This window comes from Woronichinia naegeliana WA131, assembly GCA_025370055.1.
Taxonomy (GTDB): domain Bacteria; phylum Cyanobacteriota; class Cyanobacteriia; order Cyanobacteriales; family Microcystaceae; genus Woronichinia; species Woronichinia naegeliana.
Map to the genome: position 1 here is coordinate 1,111,631 of CP073041.1, position 19,339 is coordinate 1,130,969.

General features: G+C 42.9%; 14 protein-coding genes and 4 pseudogenes. 10 read left to right on the plus strand and 8 right to left on the minus strand.

All coding sequences use genetic code 11. The features are described 5' to 3' along the window. Nucleotides 1-48 precede the first annotated feature (48 nt). From KA717_05880 to KA717_05890, 3 genes are all read right to left on the minus strand, one after another. Nucleotides 49-294, minus strand: a complete 246-nt coding sequence (locus KA717_05880; protein ID UXE62331.1) for a hypothetical protein — start codon at nucleotides 292-294, stop codon at nucleotides 49-51. A 278-nt stretch (nucleotides 295-572) separates the two neighbouring features. Then, the gene (locus KA717_05885) at nucleotides 573-746 is read right to left on the minus strand and encodes a hypothetical protein (GenBank protein ID UXE62332.1); all 174 of its coding nucleotides are present in this window, start codon (nucleotides 744-746) and stop codon (nucleotides 573-575) included. 37 nt (nucleotides 747-783) lie between these two features. Continuing rightward, the gene (locus KA717_05890; protein ID UXE62333.1) at nucleotides 784-1,437 is read right to left on the minus strand and encodes a hypothetical protein; all 654 of its coding nucleotides are present in this window, start codon (nucleotides 1,435-1,437) and stop codon (nucleotides 784-786) included. Nucleotides 1,438-1,532: 95 nt separating this feature from the next. Between KA717_05890 and KA717_05895 the strand changes: the two genes are divergently transcribed. Next, nucleotides 1,533-1,967 (plus strand): IS1634 family transposase, encoded by a 435-nt coding sequence (locus KA717_05895; protein ID UXE62334.1) that lies wholly within the window; start codon nucleotides 1,533-1,535, stop codon nucleotides 1,965-1,967. Between the two features lie 119 nt (nucleotides 1,968-2,086). Here KA717_05895 and KA717_05900 read toward each other — a convergent pair whose 3' ends face one another. After that, nucleotides 2,087-4,096: a hypothetical protein gene (locus KA717_05900; protein UXE62335.1), complete on the minus strand. Its 2,010-nt coding sequence runs from the start codon at nucleotides 4,094-4,096 to the stop codon at nucleotides 2,087-2,089. A 189-nt stretch (nucleotides 4,097-4,285) separates the two neighbouring features. On the opposite strand from KA717_05900, the gene KA717_05905 reads away from it, so the two are divergent. Beyond that, a complete protein-coding gene (locus tag KA717_05905) occupies nucleotides 4,286-5,644 on the plus strand; it encodes a proton extrusion protein PcxA (GenBank protein UXE62336.1) in 1,359 nt (452 codons plus the stop codon). Between the two features lie 455 nt (nucleotides 5,645-6,099). After that, nucleotides 6,100-6,285, plus strand: coding sequence for a transposase (locus KA717_05910; GenBank protein ID UXE62337.1), 186 nt, complete (start codon nucleotides 6,100-6,102; stop codon nucleotides 6,283-6,285). 180 nt (nucleotides 6,286-6,465) lie between these two features. Here the strand turns inward: KA717_05910 and KA717_05915 are convergent, their stop codons facing one another. The 3 genes from KA717_05915 to KA717_05925 all read right to left on the minus strand — a co-directional run bounded on the left by KA717_05915 (nucleotide 6,466) and on the right by KA717_05925 (nucleotide 9,886). Continuing rightward, nucleotides 6,466-7,077, minus strand: a complete 612-nt coding sequence (locus KA717_05915) for a heme-copper oxidase subunit III (GenBank protein ID UXE62338.1) — start codon at nucleotides 7,075-7,077, stop codon at nucleotides 6,466-6,468. Between the two features lie 64 nt (nucleotides 7,078-7,141). Then, the gene (gene ctaD / locus KA717_05920) at nucleotides 7,142-8,803 is read right to left on the minus strand and encodes a cytochrome c oxidase subunit I (GenBank protein ID UXE62339.1); all 1,662 of its coding nucleotides are present in this window, start codon (nucleotides 8,801-8,803) and stop codon (nucleotides 7,142-7,144) included. Nucleotides 8,804-8,905: 102 nt separating this feature from the next. Continuing rightward, nucleotides 8,906-9,886, minus strand: coding sequence for a cytochrome c oxidase subunit II (locus KA717_05925; GenBank protein UXE62340.1), 981 nt, complete (start codon nucleotides 9,884-9,886; stop codon nucleotides 8,906-8,908). A 250-nt stretch (nucleotides 9,887-10,136) separates the two neighbouring features. Between KA717_05925 and KA717_05930 the strand changes: the two genes are divergently transcribed. The 7 genes and pseudogenes from KA717_05930 to KA717_05960 all read left to right on the plus strand — a co-directional run bounded on the left by KA717_05930 (nucleotide 10,137) and on the right by KA717_05960 (nucleotide 18,819). After that, nucleotides 10,137-11,639: a hypothetical protein gene (locus KA717_05930; GenBank protein UXE62341.1), complete on the plus strand. Its 1,503-nt coding sequence runs from the start codon at nucleotides 10,137-10,139 to the stop codon at nucleotides 11,637-11,639. Nucleotides 11,640-11,722: 83 nt separating this feature from the next. Next, nucleotides 11,723-12,208: a hypothetical protein gene (locus tag KA717_05935; GenBank protein UXE62342.1), complete on the plus strand. Its 486-nt coding sequence runs from the start codon at nucleotides 11,723-11,725 to the stop codon at nucleotides 12,206-12,208. 24 nt (nucleotides 12,209-12,232) lie between these two features. After that, nucleotides 12,233-12,760 (plus strand): transposase, encoded by a 528-nt coding sequence (locus KA717_05940; protein ID UXE62343.1) that lies wholly within the window; start codon nucleotides 12,233-12,235, stop codon nucleotides 12,758-12,760. 285 nt (nucleotides 12,761-13,045) lie between these two features. Further along, nucleotides 13,046-14,383, plus strand: a pseudogene (locus KA717_05945) (IS5 family transposase). 227 nt (nucleotides 14,384-14,610) lie between these two features. Beyond that, a pseudogene (locus KA717_05950) lies at nucleotides 14,611-14,925 on the plus strand (IS4 family transposase). Nucleotides 14,926-15,067: 142 nt separating this feature from the next. Beyond that, the gene (locus KA717_05955; GenBank protein UXE64561.1) at nucleotides 15,068-17,299 is read left to right on the plus strand and encodes a tetratricopeptide repeat protein; all 2,232 of its coding nucleotides are present in this window, start codon (nucleotides 15,068-15,070) and stop codon (nucleotides 17,297-17,299) included. Nucleotides 17,300-17,537: 238 nt separating this feature from the next. Then, nucleotides 17,538-18,819 (plus strand): annotated as a pseudogene (locus tag KA717_05960) (ISKra4 family transposase). Nucleotides 18,820-18,855: 36 nt separating this feature from the next. Here the strand turns inward: KA717_05960 and KA717_05965 are convergent. Beyond that, a pseudogene (locus KA717_05965) lies at nucleotides 18,856-19,140 on the minus strand (IS4 family transposase). Nucleotides 19,141-19,339 lie beyond the last annotated feature (199 nt).

Consider the following 19,339-nt stretch of genomic DNA (forward strand, 5'->3'; position numbering starts at 1 on the left):
AGCTGAAATAAGAGTGCGATCGGAATATAGGTTTTGAGTTAGAGGCGATCAGGTTATAGGTTTTGAGTTAGAGGCGATCGCAAGGCTAAAATGAGTGCGATAGGGGTATAGGTCTTGACTTAGAGGCGATCGCAAGGCCAAAATGAGAGTGAGATCGGGGTATAGGTTTTGAATTAGAGGCGATCGCAAGGCCAAAATGAGAGTGCGATCAGGTATAGGTTTTGAATTAGAGGCGATCGCAAGGCTAAAATGAGTGCGATAGGGGTATAGGTCTTGACTTAGAGGCGATCGCAAAGCTGAAATAAGAGTGCGATCGGAATATAGGTTTTGAGTTAGAGGCGATCAGGTTATAGGTTTTGAGTTAGAGGCGATCGCAAGGCTAAAATGAGTGCGATAGGGGTATAGGTCTTGACTTAGAGGCGATCACAAGGCCAAAATGAGAGTGCGATCGGGTATAGGTTTTGAATTAGAGGCGATCGCAAGGCCAAAATGAGAGTGCGATCGGGTATAGGTTTTGAGTTAGAGGCGATCGCAAGGCAAAAATGAGAGTGCGATCGGGTATAGGTTTTGAATTAGAGGCGATCGCAAGGCCAAAATGAGAGTGCGATCAGGTATAGGTTTTGAATTAGAGGCGATCGCAAGGCCAAAATGAGAGTGCGATCGGGTATAGGTTTTGAATTAGAGGCGATCGCAAGGCTAAAATGAGTGCGATAGGGGTATAGGTCTTGACTTAGAGGCGATCGCAAGGCCAAAATGAGAGTGCGATCAGGTATAGGTTTTGAGTTAGAGGCGATCGCAAGGCCAAAATGAGAGTGCGATCGGGTATAGGTTTTGAGTTAGAGGCGATCGCAAGGCAAAAATGAGAGTGCGATCGGGTATAGGTTTTGAGTTAGAGGCGATCGCAACAATATTCAACGGTTTTGATTCCTTTTGATAGAGAGCGAGAATTCTCGCTCTAACGACTGTGGCAAGACTTATCGGTTCTTCTACCTCAGTATTAAGAGGAGCAACGAGATATTCAAATCCCCCTTTGGGTGTTTGTAACATTGCTACATCGGTAATGACGGCGGGAATCTTATCCTTGGTGGTATCTGGACTTGGAGTATGGGTAGTGGATTCACTACGGGAATTGCGCTCAGACTTTTGTCCTTTGACTTGAATACCATCGTCAAATAGGAGAATTTCTGACTCCTCTACGTTATAAATCTCTACGTTTTTTTTAATCTGAATCTGCCCAGATGTGGTCGATTCTAACGATTCTTGTACAGTTTGTCGGATTTGCTGACTATAGGTTTCGGCTTTCCCTTTCACTATTTCCCAAATGGTCTGGTCACTCAATAAGTTTTCTCCTGTTACTCGTTCTACTAAACCAGCTACATTCTCATAACTGAGCCGATTCGCGTAATAACCGCATAATTCCTCTAGTCTTTGACTCACAAACCTTTCCTGCAATTGCTCCGATAACTGAAAATAGTTGCTTTCTTTTTTATTCGTTTGATACTTTTGTAAGTAAAACTCAAACTTACCGTGTAATGTTTTTATCTACTAATGTTCTTGATTCTCAGGCTTTGAGTCCTGACCAGATGTTGGCTGAATATAAGGCACAACAAATTACCGAGCGTGGCTTTCGTTTCCTTAAAGACCCTTTCTTTTTTGCTTCTGCTCTTTTTCTCAAGAATCCTCAACGCATTATGGCTTTGATGATGATTATGGTTGTCTCTTTATTGGTTTACACTTTGGCACAACGTCGCCTACAACTGGCTTTGGCTGCTTCCCATCAGACCATTCCTCATCAAAAAGGCATACCTACTTCTACTCCCACTCTGCGTTGGGTTTTTCAGTCTTTTCTGTTTATCCGTTGGTTAGAGATTGATGGTATTCCAACTATCGTTAATTTCACCTCTAACCACAAACATATTCTTTCTTTTCTTTGCTCTTACTGTCAAAAATACTACTTTATCTCTTGACCTACCTGCGGAATGTAGGATACAAGCTTTTCAGTCTGATTTTTGTGTAATTAATTTTGTACAACTACTTATTTTACTGTTTGCCATCTAATGTCAGGCTTTAACAAAATTTAAGAAAGTTAGGAATGGCTGGATAAGGGCGATCGCTGAATTAATGCCAACAAAGGGCCCGTTTGTTCTACGCCGCGCACACTTAAATCACTGTGACAGAGATAAAGGCGATCGCTAACTCGTGCCAATAAATCCCGCATGATGCGCTCAAAACGTTCTTGATCCGCTTGTAAACTGTTGTCTTCCATCCATTGCCAGCCAGACCAACCCCGTTGAAAAATAGGGGCCGCAAAAAGCTGAGACGCTCCTCCTTTCTTCCACAGTTCCGATCCTGCATCGAGCCAAAAATGCCAAGGGTGCTGAGTTCGCAGTGATCGATATTGAAAAATAGTCGCTAAAATAATGCGTGGGGATGGATGGCCCAAAGCTCGATGGGGTAAGGGATTGGCGGTAATGGTTCCCTGCCGTAGCAATTGAATAAAATCTGCCAAAGCAAAACGAGTAAGGTTCACATTTTCAGGATTTTGAGCTAAACGTTGCTCCACTTTCCAGAAATGTTGAGCGGTTTCCATCAACTCTCGTAAAGCCGATACCTGGGAATAGGGCAGCTTGGCCATCGGGGGAACTAATTCCTGCATAGCCTGGTGCAGCATTTCGAGGGGACTAAACTCAGGACTTTGCGCCACTTCTTTTTGACGTTGTTCAATCCATTCAGAAAGAGATTTGTAAGCTGTGGCTGCTTGATAACCTAAACGATCCCAACGGGCAAAACGCTCAAAGGGTAATAGTCGAGGTTGAGCCAAATCCAATTGATAGCAGGCATCGGCAAGAATTCCCGCCCGTACCGGATCAATGGCTGGTATTAGCCGTTGATGTTTTTCCCCAGAACTGTCTTGAGATGTTTGGCTCAAAATCACTAACATTTCGGCGACATCATCTCGCAAAGCTAATCTACCTAAATCGGGATAAACCAACGCTGAAAGGGTGAGTAGGGAACGCACAAAAGGGGAACTATGCAGAGGACGTTGCTCATTCAGGGGTTCGATAGGGATCTGGGCGGCTGTGAGCATTTCGATCAAGCTGTAGCGAGCAATGTCATCCAAGCCAGGGGCAATAATGGCAATCTCTTCGGGTTTAATCTCTCCGTCTTTAACCGTTTCAATGATCAGATTGGCAGTGGTTCGCAGCAGCTTTGCTCTAGAGGTGGTTTGTAGAGATTGAAGGGTAGGAGGTAAGGGTAAATTGGCGAGGGGATCGGTTAACAAAGTTAAAATATTCTCGCCCCAATCTGCTGCTAATCCAGAGGGACAGTCTAAGGCTTCAATTTGGCAATAGCTGGCTAACGTAGCCAGATAATCGGGATCGGCATTGAGTCCTAGACGAATTTTGCCATCAAGGTTGTAAGTCAATAATCCCCAGGCTCCCCCCTGTAGAAGGGTTTCAATTAAGTCGGCGGCGATCACTGGATAATCATCGAGATCATCAGCAAAAACAGCCGTGAATCTTTGTTGCAGTCGTGCTTGATAATCCTCTTGGGGAAGTAGATATTGCCAATACAGATCATAGATCAAACCATAGGTCAAGAAACCTTGCTCTAAACACCACTGTCGCCAGGCCAACAAAAAACGTCCCCGTTCTGCTGGGGAACAATCCTGCTGTTGATGGTCGGGCCAACTATTGGTTAATAACGTAGAAATTTCTGTCAAGGGTAAACCGGCAGCCCCCCCTAACTGCATCACATCCAAACTATCTCGTACTAGGCGATATTCCGCCGCTAAGGAACGGGGGGTTTCTTGCTTGGCATTCATCTTTCGCCACAAAGCCGTTGCCAAGGCCTGTTCCGTTTCTGGTCGTAATCTCAAGGGAAATTGAGCGGGACAGACGGCTTGTTCAAGAATGAGAGGCCAAAAAAGTAAGACTTCTTCGCTGATAAATCCTAAAGGGGTTTTACATTGCACGGGATAGCGTCCATCCACGGCGATCGCTAACCGATCAGCTAATTGACGGCGATCGCTTTCATTGGCCGCAAGAACAAGACAGAGATTTGCAGGAATGATCGGGGTCGCAAAATTGATCACCCAATCCCGAAATCCTTGACAGAGACGCTGGGTTTTACCACTGCGCGTCCTTCCCCTCACCCAAATTGATCGTTCAAACACGATTTCCCCTTCAATAAATCTGCTAAGATACCCCTTATTCTTAAAAGTGCCAGCAAATCCACGAGGCTGACGCTTTTATTTTGTTGCATTAGGATGACTCAGCCATCAATGAAACTCAATACCTTGTGGAATAAAACAACTCAATGGTTGACTGGCCGGACGGAACGCTCTTTAGAGCAAGCCTTTCAAGCCGCGCTTCAAATTAAGGAACTAGAAGATCACTATTTCCAAGGACATAAAGTTTCAGCCGATTCGATCGCCTATGGTGCTAGTGTTATTACTTATTTTACAACGGAAGTTAAACAGCATCTCCAAACCATTCAGGTCAATCTTGCGGCCTTTAAAAAAACGCCACATTTTCAACCAGTTGTCCCTGACATTGTAGAAAACAATCAACCAAAAGATCACTCATTGAAGGGACAAGATGAGGTTAACTATCTTTTAGAAAAACTTCAGTTTATTGATGGGATGGTAGCGCGATATTCTACTCTCGCCATAGAATCTGCCTCTTCAATCGCGATCGCGGCCGCTCCCTTACCCCCATCAGAGATTCTTCCCCCAGCCAGGATTATGGATAATCAACGGAAAGCTCGACCCATGCCCAAAAATAGCTCGCGTTATCTTCGACCCAATGATGGCAATCAGAAGTTAGACAGTGCCTCTCGTAAGACCGGGATGCTACCCCGCTCTTTTTTACGAACTCTGAATCGTCTTAAGCAGGAAATGGATCCTCAATCAGATGAAAAAGAAGAAGAGGTTTTAAATCAATACCGCAGTGCCCGTTATAAAACGACCCTCTCGGTCAAATTTTTATTGATGTTGATTATTATTCCCTTACTAACCCATCAACTCACCAAGACCTTTTTCCTGACCCCCATCGTCGAAAAGTATTTTGATAACCATTTAGAGATGGTTTTTCTGAACCAGAGTTTAGAAACAGAAGCTTTTGCAGAATTGAAACATTTTGAAGATACCCTGCGTTTTCAAGGGTTGATCCAACCAGAAAAAAGGTTATCGACGGAAGAGATCGATGAAAGACTTAAGGAAAAGGCTCAGGAAATTTCCAATAGTTACCGCCATGTAGGAGCCAATGCGATCGCTAATATTTTTGCCGATCTATTATCCTTAATTGCCTTTGTCATTGTTTTAGTTAGTAGCAGAGAAGAAATTGAAGTAGTTAAAGAGTTTATTGATGAGATTGTCTATGGTCTGAGTGACTCGGCTAAGGCCTTTTTAATCATTCTATTTACCGATATGTTTGTGGGCTTTCACTCCCCTCACGGTTGGGAAGTAATTCTTGAGAGTATTGCTCGTCATTTTGGGCTACCGGAAAACCGAGACTTTAATTTTCTATTTATCGCCACCTTTCCCGTTATTCTAGACACAGTGTTTAAATACTGGATTTTCCGCTACCTGAATAGTATTTCCCCTTCTTCCGTGGCCACTTACCGCAACATGAATGAATAGCGGGAACCTCGAAAAAAAGATTTTGTTAACAAAAAGCTGGTCAAGGCAAATTACTTGACATACAGTAACAACGGAAAATAGTTTTAAACAACTAAAAATGTGTTTCGTAACTTATATTTTCTAGCCTCATCGGACTTTATCCCTCAGGGTAATCGCATATTGGTAGAGTGGAATCAAAAAAGAAATCTAGCTTAAAAATAGACTATGTCAGTGTGCGACCTTTTCTTGATAAAAGCTGGTGTAATCAGGGTTCTACAGGGAACCCATATTGATCAAGTTTTGCCCAAAATTGACTCCATCGTTCCTTGGTCAATACCAAAGCAGCAAAAATAAATTTGGAACGGTTTTGCGTCGTTTCAGCCCACATTCCGTACATAAAAGAAGAACAAAGGTAACGATTCCAAGGTAATGGGGACGGTAAAAATCCAACGGCGAAAAAAGGCTGGTTATGGGTATTGGTTAGTAAAGCTATTACGGTATTTAAAGTTGCTTTAAGCCGTTCTCAAGAATCAGCAAAGCAGATGTTGGGAGAAGATTATCAGGGCATTGTGGTATCTGACCGTTACAGTAGCTACAACTGGTTGGATGTCAATCAGCGTCAAGTCTGTTGGGCCCACAGGGCAAACGAATCTAAATTCTAGACTCCTTTCTGATAAGACTTTCAGAGTTTCATAAAAAATCAATCATGAGCTCGGAAACCCTTATCCAGCCTACCTTTCAAAAATAAGATGCGTTCGCCCTGGGGGATAAAACCTCAAAGCGTGTCTTTTTTCAAGATGTGTGTACACAGTAGACTAAGCAGGAGGATAATTTATTTCAGCCTAGAGCAAATAAACCAGGATAAATAGGATTACCCAAATGACATCGACAAAGTGCCAATAAAGTTCTGCTGCTTCTACCCCAAAATGGGAGTGGCTAGAATAATGGCCTGCCGTCCGCGATCGCCAAAGGACTGAGAGAATCAGCATTAAGCCAAAGGTAACGTGCAAACCATGAAATCCCGTTAACACGTAAAAACAACTGGAAAACAGATTAGTCGTTAAGCCCATTTCTAAATGGAAATATTCATACAACTGTCCAGAGAGAAAAATCGCGCCCATGAGAGCCGTGATGCCTAACCACAATTGCAGCCCTTTTGTATCATTCTTCCGAATGGCCGTTTGACCCTGGTGCATGACAAAACTACTGGCAATCAGGATGACACTGTTAATCGCCGGTAAGAGTAATTCCCGCTCCGGTGTTCCTTCCGGCGGCCAAATCGGAGACATACTGCGATAAATCAAGTAAGCGGTAAAAAGCCCCAGAAAAATGGCACTTTCTGCCACGAGGAACATCACCATCCCAAACATTCGATAATCGGGATGACCATGATGGGTTGCGACTTCGGCCTGGGTATAGGCCGTTAAATTGGTTGGCGTAATAGAACCTTGCATGATGATTAATTGGTAAATCCAGCTTGCGATGATTGAAAACGATCTCTATTTAATGGGTCTGACGTTAGCGAGATTCTGCGACCACATTCGCCAGCATTTCCTCTACGGAGTCTTCCTCGTCTAGACTTTCCGAGTCAATGCCGAAATCGTAGGGGCCAGACCAGAGTACTGGTTCCTCCTCAAAGTTTTCGATAATGGGAGGAGAGGCGGTTTGCCATTCCAGGGTTAAGGCACGCCAGGGATTACGGGCTGCTTTTTCTCCCTTAAATAAACTCCAGGCCACATTGATGACGAGAGGGACAGTGGAAACGGCCATGATGTAAGCCCCGACAGTGCAAACCAGATTGAGGGGTTGGAATTGCACATCATAAAGGGCAATACGGCGATTCATTCCCAATAACCCCAATTGGTGCATGGGCAGAAAGGTCAGATTTAAGCCAATAAAGGTCAGAACAAAATGCAGACGACCTAAGTTTTCATTGATCATTCGCCCTGTCATCTTGGGAAACCAATGATAAAAGCCAGAGAATAAAGCTAGGGCACTACCCCCAAAAAGCACGTAATGGAAATGGCCGACGACAAAATAAGTGTCATGGACATGAATATCAAAGGGCACTGAGGCCACCATGATGCCGGTCAGTCCTCCCATTAAGAACGATGCTAAGAAGCCGATCGCAAAAAGCATGGCCGAATTGAGGTTAATCTTGCCGCCCCAGAGAGTTCCGCACCAGCTAAAGATTTTGATTCCCGTTGGTACTGCGATCAGCATAGTGGTGGCCATAAAGAACATCCGCAGCCAACCAGGTGTTCCACTGGTAAACATATGGTGGGCCCAAACAATTAAACCCAGAAAACTAATGGCTAGACTGGAATAGGCGATCGCCCGATAGCCAAAAATAGGTTTACGGGCATGAACCGGAATCACCTCAGAAATGACCCCAAAGAACGGCAGAATCATAATGTAAACCGCCGGATGGGAATAGAACCAAAACAAATGCTGATAAACAACAGGATCACCGCCTCCAGTCGGATTAAAGAAACTGGTTCCCGCAATTAGATCAAAGGAAAGCAGAATTAAAGCGGCCGCTAAAACGGGGGTAGAAAGCAAAATCAAAGAAGAAGTTGCTAACATCGCCCAACAGAAAAGGGGCATACTGTGCAAATCCATATCAGGAATTCGCATTTTTAAAATGGTGGTGACAAAATTAATGGCCCCCAAAATCGAAGAGGTTCCCACCAATAAGACACTCAAAATCCAGATTTCCTCTCCCCATTTACCACTAATTAAACTGAGGGGAGGATAGGAAGTCCAACCAGATTGGGGCGCACCCACAAAAAAACTGGCAATTAATAAAACGCCGCCTGGAGGGGTTAACCAAAAAGCGACAGCGTTGAGACGGGGAAAAGCCATATCTTCGGCCCCAATCATCAGGGGAATCAGATAATTAGCAAAGGCGGCTCCGGCCGGTACAATCCAGAGAAAGATCATGATCGTCCCATGCAGAGTCATGAACTGGTTATACATCTCTGGCGAGACAAAATCGGGGTTGGGAGTGGCCAATTCGGTTCGCATCACTTCCGCAAAGGAACCGCCAATAAAGAAAAATAGAAACGAGGTAACGAGATATTGAATACCAATTACTTTATGGTCTGTACAAAAGGTAAAGTAATCTGTCCATTTTCGTTGGGGATGACTCGCCGTCAAGGTATCAGCAGAGATGGTCATAGTTTTAGCTAAAGAAAATCACAAAATGTAGAAAACGAGTCGGGAAACGAATGGGGGACTGGGAGACTGGGAGACTGGGGAGATGGGGGGACTAGGGGTTATTTAGATCATGCTGTGATGACTGGGTTTAAGTTGAGCTAAATGACTCTGATCAATGCCCATTTCCTGAGCGTAGGGAGCCAAATATTCACCATTACTCAAATCCTGAACATTTAAGGCGACAGGTTCACTCGCGGGGCTAACTTCTGGGGCATTGGCCTGTACCCAAGCATCAAAATCTTCTTGGCTTTGGGAATAGAACATTGATTTCATGCCGCCATGATAGGAACCACAGAGTTCAGCACAGATAATCGGATATTCGCCAATGAGATTGCTTTTAAAAACGAGAGTAGAATCGCGTCCTGGAATGGCATCCTGTTTGAGGCGTAGTTGGGGAATCCAAACCGCATGGATCACATCCCCTGCACTAATATTCAATTGCACAGGTCGATCAACGGGAGCATGAAGTTCTCCAGAGATAATGCCCGTTTCGGGATAAGTGAAAATCCAAGCATACTGAATCCCTTTGACATCCACTACCAAAGGTTTGACTCCATTTTCATCTACGCTATCTCCAATGCCCAGGGCGACCCGTGACTGAGGGGCCATGGCCAACATATGGTTATGGGAATGACCGGAATGATTCATGGCCATTTTGTCGGGGGCGTTATCGGCTGAAATAACCGGATCAAGACCGCCTAGACTGTTATAGACTTCAAAACTATAGACAGCCAGAATAAATACAACAATGGTGGGAATGGCTGTCCAGAGAATTTCGAGGGGAACGTTACCTTCAACCGGAGGGCCATCGGTTTGATCGCCCTTACGTCGCCGAAAACGAATCACACAGTAAATGAGGACTCCTTCCACTAACAAAAATAAGCCAGTGGCGATGGTCATCATAAAGTTAAAAATACCGTCAATTGACTGGGCATCCGTAGAGGCAGCTACAGGCATTAGCCCATGATTTTGGCCATACCACAGGCTAATCAGGGTAATGACGATGCCGATAAGAAGCGTGATGACGTTGGAGGGAATTTTCACGGCTGAATCACGGAAATGATGAATAATGGCCTTTTCTTTAACAGGGTAAAGCAAATTTCCGGTTACGACTGACTGATCTCCTTAAATCTTCAGGTATTTTTAACATTCCAGAGGATCTTGTGCTAACGGTTATGGAGCGATAGACGAGGAGAACTTACAATTTTCAACGCCTAGCTCTCACTGAGTCTCAAACTGTAGAGGACAACTGTGATCTTCGCTAGAATCTTGGCAGAAGTTATAACCGACTATTGTGAAAAGACTTTTAACGACTTCGGCTCTTTGTATTGCGGGAACGATAAACGCGGGACTCTTGGGCGCGGCGGGAGCAACGGGCATTAGTGTTTTGACGGGCATGATTGCCAATGATTTGGGGTCAGGCTGGGAGCTTTTGGGCAAACATTTAAGCGATCCTGATGCGGTTTTGGCTAATCACGATTTAAAGCGGGCTGTGGGATTGGCGATCGCCGCCGTTTTAGCTCAAACAGCCAAGAATGAGGAGCAAATTTATTTTACGGATCGGCCCCGTGTCCGCAAATTAGCAAAATATGTGGCCCAACATTGGGCGGAATTTTATCAAGAAAATTTGTCATTATTTCCTGAAAATAGTGCTATTCAAGAGCATCAGTTAGGGTCATTATTTCTAGGACAAGTTGGGGTTACGGTACGAGTTTTTAGTGAAAATATAGGAGAGGATTGCACGATTTGGCAAGGTATTTTAGACAAGTTGATTGGTAAAAGTGGAGCGTTTGCTGATTTATTGTTGATGCCTGAATCTGCTGAAGAATTGCATCAAACTGTGGTGAATTTAGCCAAGGCTCTATCTGCACAATTTACCCAGGCGTTACGCGAAGTTTTTAAGGAAGATTTTGCCACAGGGGGAAGGGCTTTTGCGGGGCTAAGTTTGGATTTATTGCAATTAATTCACCAGTCTATAACGCGATCGCAGACAGAAATTATTGAGCGTTTGGATCGGTTAGCAATGCTTCCTAATCTCGCTTCAGTGGAGGGAGCAGATCAAATTTTTCTAGAGGACTTAGCTCATTTAAGAGAGCAGTCGTTGGAAAATCAAGCTGATCTGGTGGCATTTAGAAAGGATTTAGAAGGGGAAGTTAATCGGGTTAATCAACAGTTAGTTTTGTTACGCTCCGATAATCTGGAGGCATTTATTCAGTTAGGCGATCGCCTGGAGTCTGGTTTTGGTAATTTGCGGCCTTTGTTTGATGAAATTGGGTTCAAGTTAGAGGATTTATTTGCTGTTACCGTTGCTGGTTTTGAGGAAGTTAAGGAAACGCAACAGGAAATTATTGAAAAAGTTGAGGTTGGCAATCAAAACGTTAGTAATATTTTGGCCATTGTTCAAGGTTTGGACGAGCAACGAATTTTAGAGCAGTCCAAGCGATCGCCGATTTTATTAACTTTGGGTAAGCCGCCCAAAATGATTGCCCATTGGCAGGGTCGGACCGAAGAAATTCAGCAGTTACAGACCTGGTTTAGCGATCGTGTTTCCTTGATTGGCATTGATGGGGTGGGCGGTATCGGTAAGTCGAGTTTGGCGGGTAAGGTTTTTGCAGAGGCGATTTTGATCCCCCCAACCCCCATTAAAAGTGGTTTGATCCCTCCAACTTCCCCTGAAAGTTTGATCCCCCCAACCCCCCTTAAAAAGGGGGGCAAAGATACTGATGAGAATTTAATCTCCTCCGTCTCCCCAGTCTCCCCCGTCTCCCCAGTCCCCCAAGCATTGGTGTCAACTTAAGCCAAAATGCCTACTCACAAAAGATTAGCCTAAAAGCAGGCGGAAGTAAGAGTAGGCTGAAAAAAAGGTTAGTATATAAAAAAGTGAGCAAAAAACAAATGGCAAGACAACATCCTCGGAGAAAAGGAAACCCAGACTTACGTCGTAAGACAAATCAGCCAGGGGTAGAAATCCCTGAAATAACAAAAGAGTTGTTTGAATTACTAGAACCCACAATGTTTACACCATTAAAATATTTACAGGGAACTCATGAGAAAATGATGAGAGATAGGGTATTAAATTTACCAGTAATGGTGGCATTAGTGTTAAGTATAGTGTATCGTCAAATAGCGGGTATAAGTGAAGCGGTAAGACTGTTAGAGGAAGAGGGATTGCTATGGGTAGCATCATTAAAAGTAAGCAAACAGGCAGTATCAAAAAGAATGATGAATGTGCCAGCCGAAATATTTGCAATATTACTAAAAGAAGTGTTAGAAAAAGCAGCCGAAAAAGGGAAGAAGCTCCAAGTAGGAGAAAAATGGGAAAAAATAAGAGAAAAGTTTAGTGCAGTGTGGATAGCAGATGGCTAAACGCTAGAGCAGATAAGGAAAAATATGAAAATAAGTAAAGAAGAAAAGAGTAAATTGGGGGGTAAAATAATGATGGTAGTGGAAGCCTTTACCCAAAGACCCGTTACTTTATGGTACACAGAAAATGATAAATCAAATGATAAAATATGGTGTGAAGAATTGGCAGCTAAATTACCAGAAAATGGTTTAATTCTCGTAGATATGGGATTTTTTAGCTTTGTGTGGTTTGATTTGTTAACAGAAGCTAAAAAGTTTTTTCTAACCAGATTTAGAGCGGGTACATCTTACAAAACCAAACAAGTATTGTCTCAAGGTAGTCATTACAGAGATGAGATTATCATTATGGGAAATTACCGTTCTAATCCTTGCAAGCATCCGGTGAGATTAGTCTCAGTATTATGGGGAACAATCTGGTATCAGTATTTAACAAATGTGTTGTCTCCCGAACAACTGTCCGCCGAAGAGGTCTGTGATTTATATCGAAGACGATGGACAATCGAAGAAGCCTTTTTATTAACTGGAGAGTGCGAAGTTCTCTGTCAGACATTTTGATAAAATGCCTAAAAGCCTTGCATTGAAAGAGTTTCAGCGATTGTGAGTCTGGAAGAGGGTAGAAGGGCGTTGGGGGCTGAAACCCTAGTAAACTCGTTGATTTTCCTAGAACTTCGCACTGTCCAGTTATTAACGAAAAGACTTTTAGGACTAGCCTATTTAGGGCTTGCTGAAAAAAGCTGAGACCTTTACGGAGAAAAATAGTAGGCGAATTAAGAACCGCTAGAATGCACGAAAATAGGGTAGAATGCCTCAAAACCATTGCATTAAGAAGAGAGAAAGCAGATGTACCGAAAGCAACAGTACTCAATTGAAACACCAGAAAACTTGAAAAATCTGTTCGGCGGGCAGTTAGACGAAGAAAATCGTTGGATAGAAATGTCAAAAATGATTCCCTGGGAAGAATATGAGGAAGAATATGCAAAAAACTTCACAGAAAAAAAAGGAGCCCCAGCCAAATCATTTAGAATGGCATTAGGAGCATTAATTATCAAAGAAATTTCAGGAAAAAGTGACAGAGAAACAGTAGAACAAATAAAAGAGAACCCTTATTTACAGTACTTTATAGGAATGGAAAGCTATAGTAGCAAAGAAGCATTTAATGCGTCAATGATGGTTCATTTTCGTAAAAAAATAGGAATGGAATTAATAAATAAAATTAATAAAGAAATAGAAAAAAAAGCGACGGGTGTAGCGTCAGAAAAAAAAGAAAATGAAGGAAAGTTATTGTTAGATGCGACTTGTACACCAGCAGATATAAAATATCCAACGGATATAGGAATATTGAATGATGCCAGAGAAAAAACAGAAAAAATAATAGATAAGCTGTATGAAGAAATAAAAGAGAAAAGGAAAGAAAAGCCGAGGACTTATAGGGAAGTGGCAAGAAAAGAGTACTTAGCCATAGCAAAAAAACGTCGTGTGTCAAAAAAAGAAAGAAGAAAAGGAACAAAAAAACAACTAGGATATATAAAAAGAAACTTGTCTGATATAGAAAAAATGATAGAAGAGGGAGCAAAGTTAGAAAAACTAACGAAAAAAGAGCAAGAAGAGCTTGTAACGATAGGAAAAGTGTATGAGCAACAGTTAGAAATGTATGAAAAAAAGACAAATAAAGTAGAAAACAGAATTGTGAGTGTAAGCCAACCTCACGTGCGTCCAATAGTGCGTGGAAAAGCGGGAAAAGCAGTAGAGTTTGGAGCTAAAATATCGGCAAGTAATGTGAATGGCTTTGTCTTCTTAGACAAATTAAGTTGGGATAATTACAACGAATCGGGAGATTTACAAGCGCGAATAGAAGAATATAAAAGGGAAACAGGATGTTATCCGGAATCGGTTCATGTGGATAAAATCTATCGAACAAAAGCGAATCGAGCTTATTGTAAAGAAAGGGATATAAGAATGAGTGGTCCCCGATTGGGAAGACCGCCGAAAGAGGTGAGCAAAGAAAAAAAGAAAGAGGCACGCTCAGATGAAAGAGTGCGTAATGCCATTGAGGGTAAATTCGGACAGGGAAAGAGGAAATTTAGTCTTGGTCGAGTGATGGCCAAACTACCTGAGACCTCGGAAACGGTAATTGCGATGAACTTTTTGGTAATGAATCTTTCTACTCTACTTCAGAAGACAAAAAGTAAAAAGTTGTAGAGTCGTTTTTCTTGTGAAAAATGGTGTTAATTTTCCTCTCTTTTGTGAGGAGTGATTTGTGTTGACCTTTTTAGACAGAAAGGAACAATAGATTAAACAAAATCTGTATTTTGATTTGTTTCCATAAGGATAAGTTATCTATGCTTTTTCAGTCCATACTTCCCTAACCCACATTTCTTTCGTTTTTTGACTTTTTCAGCAAGCCCTATTTATGGGTAGGGAATAAGAATGGTGTCCAAATCCAGATTATTTGCACTTTGATTTTCTATACGGTCTTAAATCAATTGGTAGGGGAAGTGGCGATTGCTCTAAATCAACCGAAAGAAAAAATCTCAGTAGAGATGGTGTTTCGGAGTCTATACTATGTAGCGAAGGCTATTGCTAGAGGAGAAAAGCCTGATACAGTAACCTATCTGGCTGAACGTGCTAAGTTATTTGGTTTGGTCAAAGCTGAGAGAAAGCGACATCGAGAAAAGGCCGCTCTCAATCAACAAATTTGGGAACCCATTCCTTTAAGTTGACACGGATGTCCCCCAAGTCTCCTCTACCAACTTCGATCGCGGCTTCTGGGCCGATGTCAGCAGTGGGGTATTATTTACCGATTTGGCGCGGCAGGTAATTGAGGCGTTTGGGGGGAGGGTTCCAGAGCAGGAAACGGCTTTGGTGGATGGTTTGGTGTCCTGTTTGCAGTCGGGACGGTTTTTGTTGGTGGTGGATAATTTGGAGAGTTTGTTAACGGCGGAGGGGCAGTGGAGCAGCGAGTTTTATGGGGACTTTTTTTCCGCCTGGTTGGAGTTGGGCAGTAATAGTACGATTCTGGTGACGACGCGGGAAAAGCCTGATCTGCGGGGTATGGAGTGGTTGGATTTGACGGGCTTAAGTATCACGGAAGGGGCCAATTTACTGGCTGAATTGGGGATTCAGGGCAATTTAGCGGAATTTTCGGCATTAGTGGGGGGTTATCCTCTGTTATTGAAGTTAGTCGCGGATTTACTGAAGGATGAGTATCCCCAAGACCCCCATTTGGAGCGGTTAACGGCCTTGGGATTGGGCAATTTACAGCAGTTGTTGACGGATGAGCGGGTGAAGGGGGTTCATCGTCGGCAAACGGTGGTGATCGTGGCGGTTTTGGAGGCGATGGTGGCGCGTTTAAGTCCCCAGCAACGGCATTTTTGGCAGCGTTTATCGGTGTTTCGACCTGCTTTTGATAGTGAGGCGGCGAGTTATTTGGTACAGGAAGGCCCCGAAACGCTGGTTCCCTCCAACGTTGGGGGGCTAGGGGGGCAAAATGACTTGCGAACGGTTGAGACAGAGTTAAGAAAGTTGGTTAAATGTTCGCTTTTGCAGGAATTTTTGCAGGATAATCGCCGTTATTTTGATTTTCAGCCTGTGGTGCGTGAATATGCCTGTTATGGGGCGGCAGATTTAACGGAAGCTCACCATCAAGCCATTGCTTTCTATCGTTCGATTGCGGAACCGAATCCCCAAAGTAAGCAGGCAGTGGAACCCTATCTGGAGATTTTTCACCATTGTTGCGAATTAGGGGAATATGGTACAGCCTTTGATGTGATTCGAGAGGTGGACACTTTTCTCACCTTGCGAGGATTTTATACGGTGAGGGTTGATACCTATAGCCGTTTAGTGACTGCCTGGGAAAAAGCAGGCTTGCGAGATCATTGGCAATATGGAGCCGCTTTAACGTCATTAGGCAATGCTTATTTTTCATTAGGAGAATACCAACGGGCGATCGCTTTTCATCAACAATCCTTAGAAATTGAAAGAAAAATCGGCAATAAAAAAGGTGAAGCGGCTTCTTTGGGCGGTTTAGGAAATGCTTATCGATCTTTAGGAGAATACCAACGTGCGATCGCTTTTCATCAACAATCTTTAGAAATTGCCAGAGAAATTGGGGATAGACAAGGAGAAGCTGGTTCTTTGAACAATTTAGGAAATGCTTATCGATCTTTAGGAAAATACCAACGTGCGATCACTTTTCATCAACAATCCTTAGAAATTAGTAGAGAAATTGGGGATAGACGAGGGGAAGCTGCTTCTTTGGGCAATTTAGGAAGTGCTTATAATGCCTTAGGAGAATACCAACGTGCGATCGCTTTTCATCAACAATATTTAGATATTGCCAGAGAAGTTGGGGATAGACAAGGTGAAGCTGCTTCCTTGGGCGGTTTAGGAAGTTCTTATTTTTCTTTAGGAGAATACCAACGGGCGATGACTTTTGATCAACAACATTTAGATATTGCCAGAGAAATTGGGGATAGACAAGGTGAAGCTAATTCTTTGGGCAATTTTGGCATTTTTTATAATTTATTAGGAGAATACCAACGGGCGATCGCTTTTTATCAACAATCCTTAGAAATTAAAAGAAAGATGAGGGATAGACAAGGTGAAGCTAATTCTTTGGGCAATTTTGGCAATGCTTACCTTTTATTAGGAGAATACCAACAGGCGATCGCTTTTTATCAACAACAATTAGATATTGCCAGAGAAATTGGCGATAGACGAGGTGAAGCTAATGCTTTGGGCAATTTAGGCAATGCTTACCTTTTATTAGGAGAAGACCAACGGGCGATCGCTTTTCATCAACAACATTTAGATATTGCCAGAGAAATTGGGCATAGACAAGGTGAAGCAATTGCCTGGTTTAATCTAGGTTTAGCCTTAAAAGAACTGCAACGAGCAGCCGATGCTTTGGGCGCTTTTCGCAATGCCCGTCAACTCTATCAAGCAATGGAATTAGAAAGCATAGTTCAAAATTGCGACAATGAAATTAACGCCCTTTCTGCTCCTATTTCCCCTTCCCCTCCGCCCACCCTCTGGCAAAGAATCCGTCAAATCTTGCGTCGTTTCTGGCGATGGATCTCCCACCTATTCCACTAGTCCAGTTTTCCCCCCTTATCAAGGCTACTGTGTACACACAAGTAGGGCTTGCTGAAAAAGTCAAAAAACGAAAGAAATGTGGGTTAGGGAAGTATGGACTGAAAAAGCATAGATAACTTATCCTTATGGAAACAAATCAAAATACAGATTTTGTTTAATCTATGGGGTGTGACCTTTAGTTGATGAAGGAAAAGAAAAGTGTTAACATGAGATGAAAAGTGACAAAGAGGAAACAATGATGACAGCAAAACTAATTAATGTAGAGGGTTCAAAGATAAAAATAGAACTAACATTAGAACTCAGTCGTTCAATGTTGGATACAGAAATAAATATTCAAAAAGGCTTAAACGAAGTAGGTTGCATCGCCAGCAAAGAAGCCTTGAAATATTTAGATACAGATGGTTCACCCTTAAAAATCGGTGAAGAAATCTGGAAGAGTAAGGGAGAGCAACCGAAAGAATATCAAACACCTTATGGTGAGGTTATAGTGAATCGTCATGTATATCAGCGTTCACCTTTGAGGAAAAACGTATTGCCCCTTAGAAAGAGAAGCAAGGATAATCATAACATCAACGCCATTATTGGCAAAACAGGTATCCTCAAAAATGTCAGGGATGGCAGGCAAAGAGGTGAAAAATGATTTATTAGAAAATCATGGTAGAAAAGTAGCGCTATCCTATATCCAAAGATTGAGTGAAGCAGTAGGAAGTGTGGTACAAGCAAAAGAAGAAGCGTGGAGTTATGCCCCGCCCAAGGAGGATAGCCAAATTGCAACAGTGGGAATAGGATTAGATGGAACCTGTATGCTGATGTGTGAGGATGGCTACCGTGAAGCAATGGTGGGAACCGTTTCCCTATACGATAGTGAAGGCGAACGTCAACATACAATCTATCTAGGTGCGGCACCAGAGTATGGAAAAAAGAGTTTTCTAGAAAGATTGGAAAGAGAAATTGAGCGAGCGAAAAACCGTTATCCAGAGGCAACATTGGTCGGGATAGCAGACGGGGCAGAATCAAATTGGAAGTTTTTAGAAAAGCAAACGGAAGAACAGATATTAGATTTCTATCATGCCTCTGGTTACTTAGGTGCCTTGGCAGAAGCGTTGCATCCGAATACCGTGTCAAAACAAAAAGAATGGTTGACTGAAAATTGTCGAGAACTCAAGCATGAAAAAGGAAAAGCAGGAGAACTGCTAAATCTGATGAAAGAAGTCAAAGAAGAAAAAAGTCATTCTAAGAATCTTACCGAGAAACTACAAGCGGCGATTACTTATTACGAGAATCATCAGCATCAAATGGATTATGCTGAATACTTAGAGAAAAAGTATCCGATTGGTTCAGGTGTTACGGAAGCAGCTTGTAAGACGTTGGTCAAACAACGATTATGTTGTTCAGGGATGCGATGGAAGGAAAAAGGAGCAGGAATTATTTTGAGCCTACGAGCTTTGGTATTGACCAAGGAACGATGGAGTCAATTTTGGGCAAAACTTGATCAATATGGGTTCCCTGTAGAACCCTGATTACAACAGCTTTTATCAACTAAAGGTCGCACCCTTTAGTACTAGCGTCGGATGCAGAAAAAAGCCTATGTCTCGGTTATTTCCCACTACTCCCTGCCCTTCTGCCTTCAGTCGTCCTCTGTGTGCCTCCAAGTTAATTTCACTCGTATCATTTACTGCTAATACGTGTAAGCCTTCTACTTGCTGCTCACAATGCTCTGACAAGCTTTGTATTAGCTCTGATACTGTCACCTTGTCATTCTCCAAAAAGCGGTAGTAACCTACTTGCTCGGCACGGTTTTTGCTCATTTGACGGATGTTTACCGATTGCTTCCGTAACATTGCGACCTACAATTCCGCCCCCTTTTTACTAAGCGTGGGTCTCCAAATGCTTTTCCTTTTGCCTGTTCAGCGTGAATGAGTATCGGGTTGGTCATTTTTCAGTCCTCTTTTTAGTGGTTTTTCCCTTTTTCTAGGCTACACTCGACTTGTGTGTACACAGTAGCCAAAGTTGGGGGGCTGGGGGGGCAAAATGAGGTTT

What these genes read in the sequence shown, in the direction of transcription:
- KA717_05895 (UXE62334.1), top strand. Translation starts at nt 1,533, where the DNA reads ATGTTTTTATCTACTAATGTTCTTGATTCTCAGGCTTTGAGTCCTGAC.
- KA717_05905 (UXE62336.1), top strand. Translation starts at nt 4,286, where the DNA reads ATGAAACTCAATACCTTGTGGAATAAAACAACTCAATGGTTGACTGGC.
- KA717_05915 (UXE62338.1), bottom strand. Translation starts at nt 7,077, where the DNA reads ATGCAAGGTTCTATTACGCCAACCAATTTAACGGCCTATACCCAGGCC.
- ctaD (UXE62339.1), bottom strand. Translation starts at nt 8,803, where the DNA reads ATGACCATCTCTGCTGATACCTTGACGGCGAGTCATCCCCAACGAAAA.
- KA717_05940 (UXE62343.1), top strand. Translation starts at nt 12,233, where the DNA reads ATGAAAATAAGTAAAGAAGAAAAGAGTAAATTGGGGGGTAAAATAATG.